Here is a 15,477-nt window from a genome sequence, read left to right on the forward strand (position 1 = left end):
CGCCGGCGCGAAACCGTGCCCGCATATAGTTGTGACCATGCGTGAACAGGCACCCGTACGGTTCGGTACACCTCTGACGGCAGGCGCGACACGCGTGATGCTGCTCGGGTCGGGTGAGCTGGGCAAGGAAGTGATCATCGCCCTCCAACGGCTGGGGGTCGAGGTGATCGCCGTCGACCGCTACGACAACGCGCCGGGCCACCAGGTGGCGCACCGCGCGCACACGATCGACATGAGCGACCCGGAGGCGCTGCTGCGTCTCGTCGAGGAGGAACGACCCCACTTCGTGGTCCCCGAGATCGAGGCGATCGCCACCGATGCGCTGGCCACGGTCGAGGAGCGCGGCACCGCGGTGGTCATCCCCACCGCGCGGGCGACGCAGCTGACCATGAACCGCGAGGGGATCCGGCGCCTCGCGGCGGAGGAACTGGGGCTGCCGACGTCGCCGTACGAGTTCGCCGAATCGCTCGAGGAGGTCCGGGCGGCCACCGAACGCATCGGCTTTCCCTGCGTGATCAAGCCGGTGATGTCGTCGTCCGGCAAGGGACAGTCCACGGTGCGCGACGCCGGCGACGTCGAGACGGCCTGGGACTACGCGCTCGCGGGCGGCCGCATCAATCACGGCCGTGTCATCGTGGAAGGGTTCGTCGACTTCGACTACGAGATCACCCAGCTCACTGTCCGGGCGATCGGTGCCGACGGCGAGGTGGGCACCTTCTTCTGCGAGCCCATCGGGCACCTGCAGGACTCGGGCGATTACGTGGAGTCGTGGCAGCCGCAACCGATGAGCGACACGGCACTCGCCCGGTCGCGGGAGGTGGCCGAGAGGGTGACCACGGCGCTCGGCGGCCGCGGGATCTTCGGTGTGGAACTGTTCGTGTGGGGCGACGACGTCTACTTCTCGGAGGTCAGCCCGCGCCCGCACGACACGGGGCTGGTCACCCTTCGGACACAACGACTCTCGGAATTCGAACTGCATGCCCGCGCCATCCTCGGCCTGCCCGTCGACACCACCCTCACGACCCCCGGTGCGTCCGCGGTGATCTACGGCGGTGTCGACGCCACCGGTATCGGCTTCGAGGGCGTCGCCGACGCGATGGCGGTCCCCGAGACGGACCTGCGGCTGTTCGGCAAGCCCGAGAGCTTCGTGCGCAGGCGGATGGGTGTCGCCGTGTCCACGGGACCGGACGTCGAGACCGCGCGGAGCCGCGCGCGTGAGGCGGCGTCCCGCGTCGAGCCCGTCGCGTGAGTCCGGTCGCGGAACTCCTCGTCGGCCTGGCCGTCGTCATCGGGCTCGTCGGAATCGTCATCCCGATCCTGCCCGGCACGATCCTCATCTTCGCGGCAATCCTGGTGTGGGCCATCATGACCGGCGGAGCGACGGCGTGGACGGTGTTCGCGGTCGCAACGCTGTTCCTCGTGATCAGCGGCGTCGTCAAATACACCTGGCCCGGCAGGCGGATGCGCACGGCCGGGGTTCCCAACATGTCGCTGATCGTCGGCGGACTGGCCGGGATCGTGGGATTCTTCGTCGTTCCCGTGGTGGGGTTGTTCCTCGGTTTCATCGCGGGAACGTATGTGGCCGAGCTCTACCGGTTGCGTGCGCACAACCGGGCGTGGGCGTCGACGTGGCACGCCTGCAAGGCCGTCGGACTGTCGATGCTGATCGAACTGCTCGGCGCCCTGATCGCCTCGGGTGTGTGGCTGGCTGCGGTGGTCGCGACGTAGGGCGTTCGAAATCGTCGCCGAGGGGTATCCAGAAGCGTCCTCCACCTGCGATGATGAAATGCGGATGTTGATCTTCCCGGCTAGCGGAGGAATTCGCCGTGAACAAGAAGACGACCTGGATCCTGGCGCCCCTCGCTGCCGTGGCCCTCTCGCTGAGCGGCTGCGGCGACGACTCGTCCGACTCGGCCGCGCCGAGCACGACCAGCGCCGCCGCCACGAGCAGCGGCGAAGCGGCGCCCGCGTCGAACATGATGGAGAAGATTCCGTCACCCTTCGTGATGACCCCACAGATGGAGCCGACCTACGTCGGTTCGGTCGACGGTTCCGACGCGTACATCGCGCTGGCCAGGTCCGGGAACGACATGATCGCCTTCCTGTGCGACGGAGACCAGATGTGGACGTGGATGACCGGGACGATGGACGGCGACAAGGCGACGTTGTCTTCGCCGGACGGAGCGACACTCACCGCGTCGATGAGTGACGGCACCGTGACGGGGCAGGTCAGCGCGCCGGGCATGCCCGACAAGGCGTTCGTGGCCCACCCGGCCGCCGCCGACGAGGGCATGTTCCGGGCAACCACCAACCGTGACGGTGCCGACTACACCCTTGGCTGGATCATGACCAGCGACGGTGTCCGGGGGCTCGAACGGCAGGCCAACGGGTCGACCACCGGTAACATCGCCGTCGACCGGAATGAAGACCAGATGGACGATCGGCAGCGCGAGCGGCGGGCTGAACGACGCGAACAGCTGGACTGCGATCAGATGAACAACTACAACATGTGGCTGGTGGCGCAGCCGCAGACGCCGCCGGTGGCCGAGATGGTGTCGATGAACGGCGTACAGATGGAAGGCTGCTGACGGTCCTGCGTGCTAGCAGGGTCCTGCGGGAGTGTCGCAGCGATACCAGGCGCGGGCGTTGCCGCCCATGACGGCGTCGAAGTCGTCACCCACCGCCTCCGCGACGATGTCGATGTCGCTGTCCTGGAACACTCTTCGGGAACGGCTGCCCGGAAGGTCGGTGCCGAACATCAGCGCCTCCGGGTTGACGGCGTGGATCTTGCGCAGCACGTCGCCGACGTTCTCGATGGTCGTCCGCCCGAACCCGGTGGCCTTCACCCGAACTCCTCGATCGACCAGATCCAGCAGGTACGGCAGGCCCCGTGTCGACATCCCCAGGTGGTCGATGCACACGGCGGGCAGCTTGGCGAACACCGGCTCGAGTGACAGCAGCAGCGTGGCGTCCACATAGAACTCGGCGTGCCAGCCGGCCAGCTCGTACGCCCGGAGCGCCTGCTTGGTGAGGAGCTTCACGTCGGTCGCGCTGCGCCGGAGGTTGAATCGGACGGCCCGGACACCGGCACGGTCGAGTTCGAGGATGCTCTCGTCGGTGGCGTCGGGCTCCATCTGGGTGACGCCCACCCAGCTGGGGCCGAGCTCCTCGAGCGCCGCCTTGAGGTAGTTCTGATCGGTGCCCTGATACGAGGCCGTGACGACGGCGCCACCGTCCACACCGAAGCCCTCCGTGCGTGCCCGGTAATCGGCGATGGTGAACGGCTCCGGGAGGTAGCCGTGGTTCTCGACCACCGGGAACCGGGGGTCGATGATGTGAACATGGGCGTCAAACACGACTTATATCCTGCCTTGTGCGGGGGACACGCTGCGTGGCGGAGCCGTCCGCGAGTGCTGGTACAAGCGTCCTACACATACGTCTCAGACTCCTTAGGGTGAGGTCATGGGAAATCGCGAAGACCTGATCGACGGCGCCACGCGCAGCCTGTACGAAAAGGGATACTCGCGGACGACGGCCCGGGACATCGCCTCGGCCTCCGGGGTGAGCCTCGCGGCGATCGGCTATCACTTCGGCACCAAGGAGGCGCTGCTCCACGCCGCCCTGTACCGGGAAATGGAGCGCTGGGGCGACGACCTCGCGACGGCCGCCGCGAAGAAGATCGAACCCGGTATGAATCCGACGGAACGGTTCGAGGCCATCTGGACCGGTGTCATCGAGTCGTTCACCGCCCATCGTCGGTTGTGGATGCTGCAGTTCGAACTGCTCGGGCACCTGGACTCCCTGCCGGAATTGAGAAAGAACCTGGTGGCGTCGACCGCCGATGCCCGCGAGGGGCTGGTCGAACTCTTCGGTGACGCGGGCATCGAACCGGGCCGGGCACACACGCTGGGCGCTCTCTACCAGGCGCTGCTGCTCGGCGTCGCGGAGCAGTACCTGGTGGATCCCGACCACGCGATGTCGGCCGAGGAACTGCTCACGGCGTTGCGGGCGCTGTCGTCACACCTGGTCTGAGACGACGGAAGGGAACCTCCCGCAGGAGGTTCCCTTCGCACCGGTTTCGGAAGATCAGGCCTTGTCGGGCTCGCTGGCCTTGAGCATGTCTTCGCGCTCGACGACCTTGATCCGCTCGCGGCCCTCGGGCTCGCCCAGGCTGCGCTCGTGCGCGTCGAGGCGGTACCAGCCCTGCCAGGTGGTGTACGGGACCTGCTTGCCCTCGAGGAAGTCGATGATCGCGTCCTCGCCCGGGTTGGCGGGCTCGGCGAAGCCGGTCCGGTCCTCGAGCAGGTTCGCGACGGTCTCGTTCGCGTCACCCTTGGTGTGGCCGATCAGACCGACGGGGCCGCGCTTGATCCAGCCGGTGACGTAGGTGGCGGGCATGAACCGGTCGTTGCCCTCGGCGGAGTCGTCGGCGATGACGCGTCCGGCCTCGTTCGGGACGGTGCCTGCCTGCTCGTCGAACGGGAGCTTCGCGATGTTCTGCGACAGGTAGCCCACGGCCCGGTACACGGCCTGCACGTCCCAGTCGTTGAACTTGCCGGTGCCCTTGACGTTGCCGGTGCCGTCGAGCTGGGTGCGCTCGGTGCGCAGACCGACGACCTTGCCGTCCTCGCCGAGCACCTCGGTGGGCGATTCGAAGAAGTGCAGGAACAGCTTGTGCGGGCGGTTGCCCACGTCGCGGATGGCCCAGTCCTGCAGGGTGTTGGCGACCATGTCGACCTGCTTGGAGTTGCGGCGCGCCTGCTCGGAGCCCTCGTCGTAGTCGATGTCCTCGGGATCGACGATGACCTCGATCGTCGGCGAGTGGTCGAGTTCACGCAGCTCGAGGGGGGTGAACTTGGCCTGCGCCGGTCCGCGGCGACCGAACACGTGGACCTCGACGGCCTTGTTGCCCTTGAGTCCCTCGTAGACGTTGGCGGGGATCTCGGTCGGCAGCAGCTCGTCACCGGTCTTGGCGAGGACCCGGGCGATGTCGAGGGCGACGTTGCCGACACCGAGGACGGCGACCTTCTCGGCCTCGAGCGGCCAGGTGCGCGGAACGTCGGGGTGGCCGTCGTACCAGGAGACGAAGTCGGCGGCGCCGTAGCTGCCGTCGAGTTCGATGCCGGGGATCTTGAGGGCGCGGTCGGCGTTGGCGCCGGTGGAGAAGATCACCGCGTCGTAGAAGTTGTGCAGGTCTTCGAGGGTGATGTCGCTGCCGTAGTCGATGTTGCCCAGCAGGCGCACCGACGGCTTGTCGAGCACCTTGTGCAGGGCGGTGATGATGCCCTTGATGCGCGGGTGGTCGGGTGCGACGCCGTACCGGATCAGACCGAAGGGGGCAGGCATCCGCTCGAAGAGGTCGATGCTGATCCCGCCGTCAGACGCGGCATCGGATTTCATGAGAGCGTCGGCTGCGTAGATACCGGCGGGGCCGGCACCCACGATCGCAACGCGCAACGGACGTGTCTGATCAGTCATCTGGAGCGAACTACCTTCTGATGGGCGGACAACGAAACCTCAGCTTAAATTAAGCCCAGCCTAAACGGGTGGCCGAGGTGCAGCAGACAGGGCAAAGCCCATTCTCGGGACTCACGCCTGTAGAGGGTAGTCGCCTTCGTGTTGGGGGGTCACAAACACGATTTGTAGGGGCTGCTCGATACACTCGTGGCCACGCCGAGATCGAAGGGAAGTCATGTCCGGTTCGAGCGAATCGCCCCAGCGCGACGCGGGAGGCACCGAAGATCCGGTGGATCCCCGGCGCACCACGGCGGTGCCGTTCATCGCCGCCGTCACCGTCATCGTCGTCATCCTGGTGGCCATCGTCGTGTCCAGCCGGCTCTCGCCCGCCGACGAGAACGTCACGGAAGCGGACCGCATCAACCGCTCGGTCGCCGACTTCATCCAGGCCCACAACCACGACGACGCCGATCTGCAGAAAACGCTGGTCTGCTCGTCGTGGTCCGACGACCGGTCGGTGATTCGGGACCGGGAAGGTGAGGTCACACTGAAGGGCGTCGAGTCGTCCGAGGTCAACGGAGACCGTGCCCGGGCGGAGGTCCGGGTCAGCGCCGACGACGGCAAGGGCGAGACGACGGATACGTGGCAATTGACGCGGGACGGCGAGGCATGGGTCGTCTGCAACTGACCGTCGCCCGGAAGGGCAGACCGAACAGGGTTGTGAAAAGCTGACATGGTGAGTTACGCAGGCGACATAACGCCGGAGCATGCCTGGGAGCTGCTCCGCGAGAATCCCGACGCTGTGCTCGTGGATGTGCGGACGGACGCCGAGTGGAAGTACGTCGGAGTTCCCGACACCACCTCGCTCGGGCGTAAGACCGTGCTGATCGAATGGGTCAGCTACCCGACGGGCACTCGTAACGACAACTTCGTGGACCAGCTGAAGGAGGCCGGGATCGCGGGTGGCGAGAACGCCCCGGTGATCTTCCTGTGTCGCTCCGGCCAGCGGTCCATCGGTGCGGCGGAGGCCGCGACAGCGGCGGGCATCGGCCCGTCGTACAACGTGCTCGACGGTTTCGAAGGCGGCCTGGACGCCGAAGGTCATCGTGGGGCGGTCGGCTGGCGGGCTCTGGGCCTGCCGTGGAGGCAGTGGTGAGTGCAATTCCTCAAGGCGGTGCGTTTCAGAAGGCGCTGCCGGACGGCATCGGTCAGGGCACGATCAGCGTGCGCGGAGGAACCCTCCGTTCCGGGTTCGAGGAGACGTCCGAAGCGATCTTCCTGAATTCCGGTTTCGTGTTCGAGAGCGCGGGCGCGGCCGAGGCGTCGTTCACCGGCGATATCGACCACTTCGTCTACTCCCGGTACGGCAACCCGACCGTGAAGATGTTCGAGGAGCGGCTGCGCCTGATCGAGGGCGCGGAGGCGTGCTTCGGCACCGCCAGCGGCATGTCCGCGGTGTTCACCGCACTCGGCGCGTTGCTGAAGGCCGGCGACCGGCTGGTCGCGGCACGCAGCCTGTTCGGCTCCTGCTTCGTGGTGTGCAACGAGATCCTGCCCCGCTGGGGTGTGGAGACGGTGTTCGTCGACGGTGAAGACCTCGACCAGTGGGAGAAGGCTTTGTCCGAGCCGACCACCGCCGTATTCTTCGAGACGCCGTCGAACCCGATGCAGACGCTCGTCGACGTGCCCCGGGTGGCGGAGCTCGCGCACGCCGCCGGCGCAAAGGTCGTGCTGGACAACGTGTTCGCGACACCGCTGCTGCAGCGCAGCCTGGAACTGGGTGCCGACATCGTCGTCTACTCCGGCACCAAGCACATCGACGGCCAGGGCCGCGTGCTCGGCGGAGCGATCCTCGGTCCGAAGGACTACATCGAGGGTCCCGTTCAGAACCTCATGCGCCACACCGGTCCGGCGCTGAGCCCGTTCAACGCCTGGACGCTCCTCAAGGGGCTCGAGACGATGCCGATCCGGGTGCGCCACTCCGTCGGCTCGGCACTCGAGATCGCACAGTTCCTCGAAGGCCACTCCGCGGTCGACTGGGTCAAGTACCCGTACCTCGAATCGCACCCCCAATACGAACTCGCGAAGAAGCAGATGAGCGGCGGCGGCACCGTCGTCACCTTCGCGCTGAACGCATCCGAGGGCGAAGCGAAGAAGCGGGCATTCGAACTCCTCGACGCCCTGCGGCTGGTCAACATCTCCAACAACCTCGGCGACTCCAAGTCGCTCATCACCCACCCGGCCACCACCACCCACCGGGCGATGGGCCCGGAAGGTCGTGCAGCCGTGGGCATCACCGACGGCGTCGTCCGGCTGTCCGTGGGTCTCGAAGACACCGCCGACCTGCTGACGGACCTGGAGCAGGCGCTGGCATAGGCGGCTCCGCCGCTCGTGCGCCTTTCTGGTTGTTCCCGCAACCAGAAAGGCGCACGGGCGCGAAGCGCCTACAGGTCGAGGTCGTGGCCGGCGCGACTGCGTCGAGGCGCTCGGCGGTGGCCCCGTCCTGGGTGTCGTACAGCCGCGCGCACTCGGCGAGGTTCGTCGACATCTCGGCCACAGTCCGCTGCAACAACTCCCGCCGATCGTCCAGATAGGACGTGAACCGGCCGAACGCGTCGCGGGCTGCCTCCGGCCACGCCGCACCCGAGTCGGCGAGGGCCGCGTCGGTGGTGTTCAGCTGTGAGGACGCCTCGTCGAACAGGACGTCGAGCTGACCGGCCGCCGCGCGTAGGGACGCTGTGTCGACGTGGATGGAACCGCTCATTTTCGATCCTTCGTGTCGGTCGAGACGAGATCGGACTCCCGCGGACGCGATCGATCCGTTAGGGTACGGGCATTATGCATCCTGGGGGGGATCGTGAATCTGAGGGACATTGCCCGGTGGGACACCAGTGCGCTGCAGGCCGTGCAACGGTCGCTGTCCGCCCGACTGGCCACGATCGGCTTCGTGCAGGACAGGCTCGCCGACATCGGCCGGTTGCCGGCGTGGCAGGACGACGCCGCGGACGCCGCACGGCGGCGGTTCCGGATCGCCGCGGATGATCTGAGCGGCGAGGCCGCAGCGATCGCCGTCGTCGAGAAGTTGGCCCGCGAGCTGGTCGACGCGGTCACGCACCTGAAGTCCGAGCTCGACGGCCTCCGGGAAGCGGCTGCCGTCCACGGAATGGCCCTGTCGGACAACGGGGACATCGCCGATGCGCCTGTCGACTCCTCGGCGGCAGCGCGGCGTGACGAACTCCGGGCCGCGGCCCGGGCGCTGATTCTGCAGGCGGAAGATCTCGTCGCCGACGCGGCCGCCGTCCTGACGCGGGCCGCGGATGGCGAGGCCGAACCCGGTGAGGCGGATCGCCCGGGCACCGGACTGTCCGCCCCGGCGCCCCCGCCGGACGGCTCCCCGCTCGACAACCGCGAGTACTGGGACGCCCTGCCGGCAGCACAGCGCCGCGAGGTCATCGAGCAGCATCCCGAGTGGGTTGGCAATCGCGACGGCATCCCGTCCGCGGTGCGGCACGAGGCGAACGTGAGCCGGTTCGCCGACGAGCGGTCGCGGTGGGAGACGGAACGAGAGCGCCTCCGGGAAAGGCTGGGCCACAACATGTTCGGTGGAGCGTTCACCGACGACGACGCCGAGTTGTGGTATGCCGAGCAGAAGTTGCGGGACGTCGACGACCTCGAGAAGCTCGTGCGCGATCACCCGGACGGCAGGCTGATGCTGCTCGACCTGCAGTCGGGCGAACGGGCGATGGCCGCATTCGCGCTCGGCGATCCGGACACCGCCGACCACATCTCCGTCACCACACCGGGCATCGACACGGCCGTCGCTTCGCTGCGCGGGATGACCGACGAGGCGGCGGCGCTGAAGGCCGAGACCGAACGTCAATTGGACCTGGCCGGCCGTACGAGCGACACGGTGTCGACGATCGCGTGGCTGGGGTATCAGCCGCCGACCACCACCGGTCCGGGCAATTACGACGTGCCCTTCATCGACCAGGACCTCGGGCGCGGATGGCTCCTCGATTCCTGGCAGTCCGACCGCGCGACCGCGGGTGCCCCGAAGCTTGCGTCGTTCTACGAGGGCCTCGACGTCGCCTCGCAGAGGCCCGATCCGCACATCACGGCGCTCGGCCATTCGTATGGTTCGTACACCCAGGGTCTGGCCCTTCAGGACGCGGGTCCGCGACAACCGGTCGACGACGCCGTGTTCTACGGGTCGCCGGGGTTCGACGCGAACGACGAATCGGATCTCGGGTTGGCGCCCCGGCACGGGTTCGTGATGCGCGCGTACGACGACCCCATCACCGTGGCCGACGGGTTCGGCAGGCTCGGCCCCGATCCGGTGCGGACGGACCTCGAACAAATGTCGGTGCGCGAAGCGACGACCCCCGACGGTGTGCAGCGGGAAGATGCCAACGGGCACAGCGAGTATCCACGGCCGAGCGGCAACGGCGAGCTGCGGACGTCCGGCTACAACATGGCGGTGATCGTCGCGGGAATGCCGGAACTCGCGATCCGGTGACAGTCCGCGGCGGGTGGGCAATGAAGGCGGTCGCTGTGATCGGCGCGGCGATCCTGACGAGCGGATGTGGTGACGTGACGGACAACCCTTACAACTTCAGCGACGAAGAAATTGCGGCGGCGGCAGCGAGCCTGAGCGACCGGCCGACACTCGCGGTCACCGAGCGGCAGGTCACCGATGCGCTGGTGCGGATCAGCGAGGCCGTCGCTGCGATTGCACCCGATGTCGGGTGGCGGTGGCATCGCGAACGCAGCCAGGGCGGCGGATGCCCGGGACCGTATGCGTATACGGCGGGGCTTTCCGTCACCACGCAGGTATTGCTGTCCGACACCCCGATCGGCGACGCGGACTGGCCCGCCGTGCTGGCCGTGGCCCGTGCGATCGCCACCGACGCCGGAATGGACCGGCTCGACGTGCTGGCCGACCGACCCGGACGCCACGACGTGACGTTCGCCGGTGGGGACGGGAACCGGATTACGTTCGGGACCTACAAGGCAGCGACCATCAGGGGCGTCACCGGCTGCCGCCACCCGTGAGTACTTGTTAACGTCCCGCGGTTAAGAAGTACTCACGGGCGGCGGAGCCGCATCGCCGAACGGATCAGACGTACGGCCGACGAGATCGGCGACCGATTTGAGCACCGTCGTGGGACGGTAGGGGAACAGTTCCACCGAATCCCGCGTCGAAATTCCGGTGAGGACGAGGATGGTCTGCAGCCCGGCCTCGAGCCCGCAGACGATGTCGGTGTCCATGCGGTCGCCGATCATCAGTGTGTTCGCGGAGTGCGCGCCGATGGCCCGCAGCGCCGAGCGCATCATCAGCGCGTTCGGCTTGCCCACGTAGTACGGGTCGCGTCCGGTGGCTCTACTGATCAGTGCCGCAACGGATCCCGTTGCCGGAAGGGAACCTTCCCGGGACGGGCCGGTGGGGTCGGGGTTGGTCGCGATGAAGCGAGATCCTCTCTCCACCAAACGAATTGCGGTGGTGATGGCCTCGAAGGAGTAGGTGCGGGTCTCGCCGAGGACCACGTAGTCGGGATCGTTCTCGGTGAGGACGTACCCGATGTCGTGCAGTGCGGTGGTGAGCCCGGATTCGCCGACGACGTACGCGCTGCCGCCCGGTCGCTGGTTCGCCAGGAACGTCGCGGTGGCGAGGGCGGACGTCCAGATCGATTCCTCGGGAATGTCCAGGCCGGTGCGGAGCAGGCGGGCGCGAAGGTCGCGCGGAGTCCTGATCGAATTGTTGGTCAGGACGATGAACGGGGTACCGGATTCCCGGAGTTCCGCCAGGAACAGATCGGCCCCGGGGACCAGATGTTCTTCGTGGACGAGAACGCCGTCCATGTCCATGAGATAGGTCCAGCCCGGGTGCTCTACATCGTTGCTCACCGACTCAGTATGAGGGAGCGGAAGGGTGCATGCGCGACTATGCGAGCAGCCGGAACAGACCGATGAGGCCGACGACGACGATGGTTCCCCGCAACGCGGTGGGCGACAGACGGCGGCCGTAGCGGGCGCCGAGGACGCCCCCGAACAGCGAGCCCACCGCGATGAGGCCGGCCGCCGCCCAGCTGATTCGGTCGAAGGCCACGAGCGTGTAGGCGGTCGCGGCGACGATGTTGACGATGAGCGAGAGCAGGTTCTTCGCGCCGTTCATCCGTTGAAGGCTCTCCGGCAGGATCGCGCCCATCACACCCATCAGCAGAATGCCCTGCGCGGCGGTGAAGTATCCGCCGTACACGCCCACGGCGAACGTCCCGACGGTCAGCAGGGTGAGGCGCGCCGGACTCAGGCCCGCCTCGTGGCTGCCGCGCTGCTTCGCCCAGGCCTGGATCTTCGGCTGCAGCACCACCAGGATCAGGGCGAGGATGAGCAGCACCGGGACGACGAGTTCGAACACAGTTTCGGGCAGGTGCAGCAGTAGCCACGAGCCGAGAAGCGCACCGCACAGTGACGCCGGGATCTGCCACCGGAGCCGCGGTCCCTGTCCGGCCAGTTCCCGCCGGTACCCCCACGTGCCGGATACGCCACCGGCGACCAGGCCGATCGCGTTCGACATCGTGGCGGTCACCGGAGGGAACCCGAAAGCCACCAGGGTGGGGAAAGTGATGAGCGTGCCGCTGCCGACGATGGCGTTGATCGCGCCCGCGCCTACACCGGCTACCAGGATCGCGATGACTTCGAGTGGTGTCACCGAGGCGACGTTACAAGGGCCTCGGAAGGCCCGGCAGCCGGGTCGCACGACCGCGGAGATGCAGAGCTGCGCGCTCTATTCAACCGCATGGATCGCCACCTGTCAGCACTTCTGCGCGCCGTGATTCTTGAATCCGCTCGGCGCCATTTCCCCTGTGTTGCAGGGAAATACCTCGTGTTGACGGGGTTCGGGAATGCAGCTAGTGTTCGCTTCAACCATCCAGAGCGACCGAGAGACCTGGCTCGTTGACGTCGCAGCAACCCTTCCGAATTCTTCGGGTGCGGGTGCTACCGCCGGGATCGATGGAAGGCAGCACATGAACTACCTCGCGCGCCCTGCGTGGCGCAGACGGCACATCGACCTGTGCCGGACCACCTCCTGCCACTGTTGACGAGGTCTCACAGCACGCTCGCCGGGCATTTCGCCCGGTGAGCGACTGATGCGCGCCCGCACCCCGCGGAAGACGCGCCCTCCTCCAGTCCCGATTCCAGGTGAAAGGCCGCCTCAGTGATGTCTGTCCTAAGTGGTGAGCGAGCGTGAGCGCCCCCGTACGGGCGCGTTCGGCCGCGCCCCTCGATTCAGGAGCCTCCGGCGACGGGGACGCTGCGCTGGAAGTGGCGCGGAGGTGGCATCCGTGGCGGTGGGTCGTCAGCGCCGCAGTGCTGGTACTGCTCGCCCAGTTCGTCCACGGCCTCGCGACCAACCCGGGATGGGACTGGGCGACGTTCGCCAAGTACTTCACCGCCGGCTCCGTGCTGCAGGCCCTGTGGATGACGGTGAAGTTGACATTGTGGGGGACGATCCTGGGATTCGCACTCGGTGTGGTGCTCGCGGTCAGCCGCTTGTCGCACAACCCGGTGCTGCAGGTGATCGCCTGGGTGTACATCTGGGCGTTCCGGTCGATTCCGCTGATCGTGCAGCTCCTGTTCTGGTTCAACATCACGTACCTGTATCAGACTCTGTCGCTGGGCATTCCGTTCGGTCCGGGCTTCCTCACGTTCGAGGTAAACGGCGTCATCAGCGGCTTCACCGCCGCCGTCATCGGTCTGGCCCTGCACCAGGCCGCGTACTCCGCCGAGATCATCCGCTCCGGCATCATCTCGGTGGACCACGGGCAGATCGAGGCGGCGCAGTCGCTGGGCATCCCGCGCCGCCGCCAGTTCTTCAAGATCGTTCTGCCCCAGGCGATGCGCGGCATCCTGCCGAACGCCGCGAACGAGGTGATCAGCCTGTTCAAGGGCACCTCGATCGTGTCGACGATGGCGATCGCCGAACTGTTCTACCAGGTTCAGGTGATCTTCGGCCGCAACGGCCGCGTCGTGCCACTGCTCATGGTCGCGACGATCTGGTACATCATCCTCACCACGCTGTTGTCGATCGGCCAGTACTACGTCGAGCGGCACTACGCGCGCGGATCGGCTCGGGCACTGCCGCCGACTCCGTGGCAGAAGCTCACCCGGAAGTTCGCCGAGATCCGTGACGCCGGTGTCTCCGTACCGAGAGGTGCCACGAAATGACAACCGCAGCCCATCCGGCGGAGTTCGCGGTGGAAGTCCGCGGCGTCCACAAGTCCTTCGGCACGCTCGAAGTCCTGCAGGGCGTGGACCTGCTGGTCCGCAAGGGCGAGGTGACGGTGATCCTGGGTCCTTCGGGTTCCGGCAAGTCCACGCTGCTGCGCACCCTCAACCACCTGGAGAAGGTGGACCGGGGCACCATCCGCATCGACGGCGACCTCATCGGTTACCGGCGCAAGGGCAACAAACTGCACGAACTGCGTGAACGCGAGATCCTGAAGCAGCGTTCCCGGATCGGATTCGTGTTCCAGAACTTCAATCTGTTCCCCCACCTCACGGTGCTGGAGAACGTGATCGAGGCGCCGGTGTCGGCGCAGGGCCGCGACCGCGCCGAGGTCGAGGCCGAGGCGATCGCGCTCCTGGAACGGGTCGGCGTGGGCGACAAGGCCCACCAGTACCCGCGACAACTGTCCGGCGGCCAGCAACAGCGGGTCGCGATCGCCCGGGCCCTCGCACTGCGCCCGGCCGTGATCCTGTTCGACGAGCCCACGTCGGCCCTCGACCCCGAACTGGTCGGCGAGGTCCTCGCCGTGATCAAGCAACTGGCACGGGACGGCGCGACCCTCGTGATTGTCACCCACGAGGTGGGCTTCGCGCGGGAGGTCGCCGACACGGCGGTCTTCATGGACGCCGGCGTCGTGGTGGAACAGGGCCCGCCCTCGCAGGTCATCGACAACCCGCAGCACGACCGGACCGCAGCATTCCTCTCCCGAGTTCTCTGATTCTCCACACCTCGGTGTGGATCCCCGAAAGGCACACATGTCCACCGCACGGTTCCGTACGAAGATTCTGGCCTCGGCCCTCACCACCGTCGCGCTGCTCGCCGCCGCGTGCGGGGGCGGCGACGTCGAGGACGAGGGATCGGGGCCGACCTCGGCCGCCGGATACAACCTCACCGCCGACCAGAATCGCATCACCACCGACGAGGTCGAGTCGATCGCCGTGAAGGTTCCCCAGCAGATCCGCGACCGCGGCACGCTCCTCGTGACGGGCAGCGCCGGTTCCGCCCCGCCGCTGCGCTTCTACGCCGACGACGACAAGACGCTCATCGGCTCGGAGACCGACTTCGCGTACCTGATCGGCGACGTCCTCGGGTTGAAGGTCGATCTCCAGGCCGCGGACTGGGCGCAGAACTTCGTCCGCATCGATTCGGGTGAGGCCGACGCGTTCATCTCCAACGTCACGGTGACCGAGGAGCGGAAGGAGAAGTACGACTTCTCGACGTACCGCCTCGACACGGTCGCGTTCGAGACGAAGAAGGACAGCGGCATCCAGATCAAGGAGCCCAAGGACGTCGCGGGCCTGAAGATCGCGGTCTCCTCCGGCACCAATCAGGAAGCGCTGCTGGTGAAGTGGAGCGAGCAGAACGTCGCGGCGGGGCTCGAACCCACCGACATCACCTACTACCAGAACGCCACCGACTACTACCTGCCCCTCGCATCGGGCCGGATCGACGCCTACTTCGGGCCCAACCCGTCCTCGTCGTTCCACGTGGCGCAGGCAGGGGAGACCGAGATCGCCGGAGCCTTCTCGGGTGCGGGCGACGCGCTGCAGGGTGAGATCGCCGTGCTCACCAAGAAGGACAACGGACTGGTGACCGCCGTCAACGAGGCCATCAACCACGTCATCGAGAACGGCACGTACGCACAGGTTCTCGACCGCTGGAACATCGCGAGCGAGGCCGTGGACACGTCGGTCGTCAACCCGCCCGGACTCCCGAAGACCAGCTGACAGGAG

Annotated in this window: 18 protein-coding genes and 1 riboswitch; of the genes, 13 read left to right on the plus strand and 5 right to left on the minus strand. The window is 67.1% G+C overall.

The genetic code is table 11. From position 1 onward, the window contains the following. The first annotated feature begins 37 nt into the window (after positions 1-37). The 3 genes from purT to ACFVJ3_RS09185 all read left to right on the plus strand — a co-directional run bounded on the left by purT (position 38) and on the right by ACFVJ3_RS09185 (position 2,588). Positions 38-1,249 carry a formate-dependent phosphoribosylglycinamide formyltransferase gene (gene purT / locus ACFVJ3_RS09175; RefSeq protein WP_378451773.1) on the plus strand — a complete coding sequence of 404 codons (1,212 nt, stop codon included), beginning with the start codon at positions 38-40 and terminating at the stop codon, positions 1,247-1,249. After that, the gene (locus ACFVJ3_RS09180) at positions 1,246-1,728 is read left to right on the plus strand and encodes a DUF456 domain-containing protein (RefSeq protein WP_378451774.1); all 483 of its coding nucleotides are present in this window, start codon (positions 1,246-1,248) and stop codon (positions 1,726-1,728) included. Before purT ends, ACFVJ3_RS09180 begins: the two co-directional genes overlap by 4 nt. 98 nt (positions 1,729-1,826) lie before the next feature. Further along, entirely contained in the window at positions 1,827-2,588 is a 762-nt protein-coding gene (locus ACFVJ3_RS09185; RefSeq protein ID WP_378451775.1) for a hypothetical protein, read from the plus strand. A 12-nt stretch (positions 2,589-2,600) separates the two neighbouring features. Here the strand turns inward: ACFVJ3_RS09185 and ACFVJ3_RS09190 are convergent, their stop codons facing one another. Then, positions 2,601-3,356 (minus strand): amidohydrolase family protein, encoded by a 756-nt coding sequence (locus tag ACFVJ3_RS09190; RefSeq protein ID WP_378451776.1) that lies wholly within the window; start codon positions 3,354-3,356, stop codon positions 2,601-2,603. A gap of 106 nt (positions 3,357-3,462) precedes the next feature. On the opposite strand from ACFVJ3_RS09190, the gene ACFVJ3_RS09195 reads away from it, so the two are divergent. Then, complete coding sequence (locus ACFVJ3_RS09195) at positions 3,463-4,032, plus strand: TetR/AcrR family transcriptional regulator (protein WP_378451777.1); 570 nt, start codon at positions 3,463-3,465, stop codon at positions 4,030-4,032. Positions 4,033-4,086: 54 nt separating this feature from the next. Here the strand turns inward: ACFVJ3_RS09195 and ACFVJ3_RS09200 are convergent, their stop codons facing one another. Next, positions 4,087-5,478, minus strand: coding sequence for an FAD-dependent oxidoreductase (locus ACFVJ3_RS09200; protein WP_378451778.1), 1,392 nt, complete (start codon positions 5,476-5,478; stop codon positions 4,087-4,089). A gap of 214 nt (positions 5,479-5,692) precedes the next feature. Here ACFVJ3_RS09200 and ACFVJ3_RS09205 point away from each other — a divergent pair, with 214 nt between their 5' ends. From ACFVJ3_RS09205 to ACFVJ3_RS09215, 3 genes are read left to right on the plus strand one after another with little or no spacing between them, the layout of a single operon-like run. Beyond that, positions 5,693-6,145, plus strand: coding sequence for a hypothetical protein (locus ACFVJ3_RS09205; protein ID WP_378451779.1), 453 nt, complete (start codon positions 5,693-5,695; stop codon positions 6,143-6,145). A 48-nt stretch (positions 6,146-6,193) separates the two neighbouring features. Continuing rightward, positions 6,194-6,613: a rhodanese-like domain-containing protein gene (locus ACFVJ3_RS09210; RefSeq protein ID WP_005562410.1), complete on the plus strand. Its 420-nt coding sequence runs from the start codon at positions 6,194-6,196 to the stop codon at positions 6,611-6,613. Further along, complete coding sequence (locus ACFVJ3_RS09215; protein WP_378451780.1) at positions 6,610-7,833, plus strand: O-succinylhomoserine sulfhydrylase; 1,224 nt, start codon at positions 6,610-6,612, stop codon at positions 7,831-7,833. The genes ACFVJ3_RS09210 and ACFVJ3_RS09215 overlap by 4 nt, the downstream gene beginning before the upstream one ends. Here ACFVJ3_RS09215 and ACFVJ3_RS09220 read toward each other — a convergent pair. Beyond that, positions 7,751-8,221 carry a type VII secretion target gene (locus tag ACFVJ3_RS09220; RefSeq protein WP_378451781.1) on the minus strand — a complete coding sequence of 157 codons (471 nt, stop codon included), beginning with the start codon at positions 8,219-8,221 and terminating at the stop codon, positions 7,751-7,753. The genes ACFVJ3_RS09215 and ACFVJ3_RS09220 overlap by 83 nt on opposite strands. Positions 8,222-8,314: 93 nt before the next feature. On the opposite strand from ACFVJ3_RS09220, the gene ACFVJ3_RS09225 reads away from it, so the two are divergent. Then, positions 8,315-9,973, plus strand: coding sequence for an alpha/beta hydrolase (locus ACFVJ3_RS09225; protein WP_378451782.1), 1,659 nt, complete (start codon positions 8,315-8,317; stop codon positions 9,971-9,973). After that, complete coding sequence (locus ACFVJ3_RS09230) at positions 9,970-10,509, plus strand: LppA family lipoprotein (RefSeq protein ID WP_378451783.1); 540 nt, start codon at positions 9,970-9,972, stop codon at positions 10,507-10,509. Before ACFVJ3_RS09225 ends, ACFVJ3_RS09230 begins: the two co-directional genes overlap by 4 nt. A gap of 21 nt (positions 10,510-10,530) precedes the next feature. On the opposite strand, the gene ACFVJ3_RS09235 is transcribed toward ACFVJ3_RS09230, so the two are convergent. Further along, positions 10,531-11,322, minus strand: a complete 792-nt coding sequence (locus ACFVJ3_RS09235; protein WP_378451921.1) for an HAD-IIA family hydrolase — start codon at positions 11,320-11,322, stop codon at positions 10,531-10,533. A 76-nt stretch (positions 11,323-11,398) separates the two neighbouring features. Then, positions 11,399-12,166, minus strand: a complete 768-nt coding sequence (locus tag ACFVJ3_RS09240; protein WP_378451784.1) for a sulfite exporter TauE/SafE family protein — start codon at positions 12,164-12,166, stop codon at positions 11,399-11,401. Positions 12,167-12,378: 212 nt separating this feature from the next. After that, a riboswitch (SAM riboswitch) is annotated at positions 12,379-12,475 on the plus strand. A 7-nt stretch (positions 12,476-12,482) separates the two neighbouring features. Between ACFVJ3_RS09240 and ACFVJ3_RS09245 the strand changes: the two genes are divergently transcribed. The 4 genes from ACFVJ3_RS09245 to ACFVJ3_RS09260 all read left to right on the plus strand — a co-directional run bounded on the left by ACFVJ3_RS09245 (position 12,483) and on the right by ACFVJ3_RS09260 (position 15,471). Further along, complete coding sequence (locus ACFVJ3_RS09245) at positions 12,483-12,557, plus strand: putative leader peptide (protein ID WP_368681154.1); 75 nt, start codon at positions 12,483-12,485, stop codon at positions 12,555-12,557. A 145-nt stretch (positions 12,558-12,702) separates the two neighbouring features. Then, positions 12,703-13,683 carry an amino acid ABC transporter permease gene (locus tag ACFVJ3_RS09250; RefSeq protein WP_378451785.1) on the plus strand — a complete coding sequence of 327 codons (981 nt, stop codon included), beginning with the start codon at positions 12,703-12,705 and terminating at the stop codon, positions 13,681-13,683. After that, entirely contained in the window at positions 13,680-14,462 is a 783-nt protein-coding gene (locus ACFVJ3_RS09255) for an amino acid ABC transporter ATP-binding protein (protein ID WP_378451786.1), read from the plus strand. The genes ACFVJ3_RS09250 and ACFVJ3_RS09255 overlap by 4 nt, the downstream gene beginning before the upstream one ends. A gap of 37 nt (positions 14,463-14,499) precedes the next feature. Continuing rightward, complete coding sequence (locus ACFVJ3_RS09260; protein WP_378451787.1) at positions 14,500-15,471, plus strand: ABC transporter substrate-binding protein; 972 nt, start codon at positions 14,500-14,502, stop codon at positions 15,469-15,471. The last annotated feature ends 6 nt before the right edge of the window (positions 15,472-15,477 follow it).

It is taken from the genome of Rhodococcus sp. NPDC127593 (assembly GCF_042671975.1).
In the GTDB taxonomy this organism is placed as follows: Bacteria; Actinomycetota; Actinomycetes; order Mycobacteriales; family Mycobacteriaceae; genus Rhodococcus_F.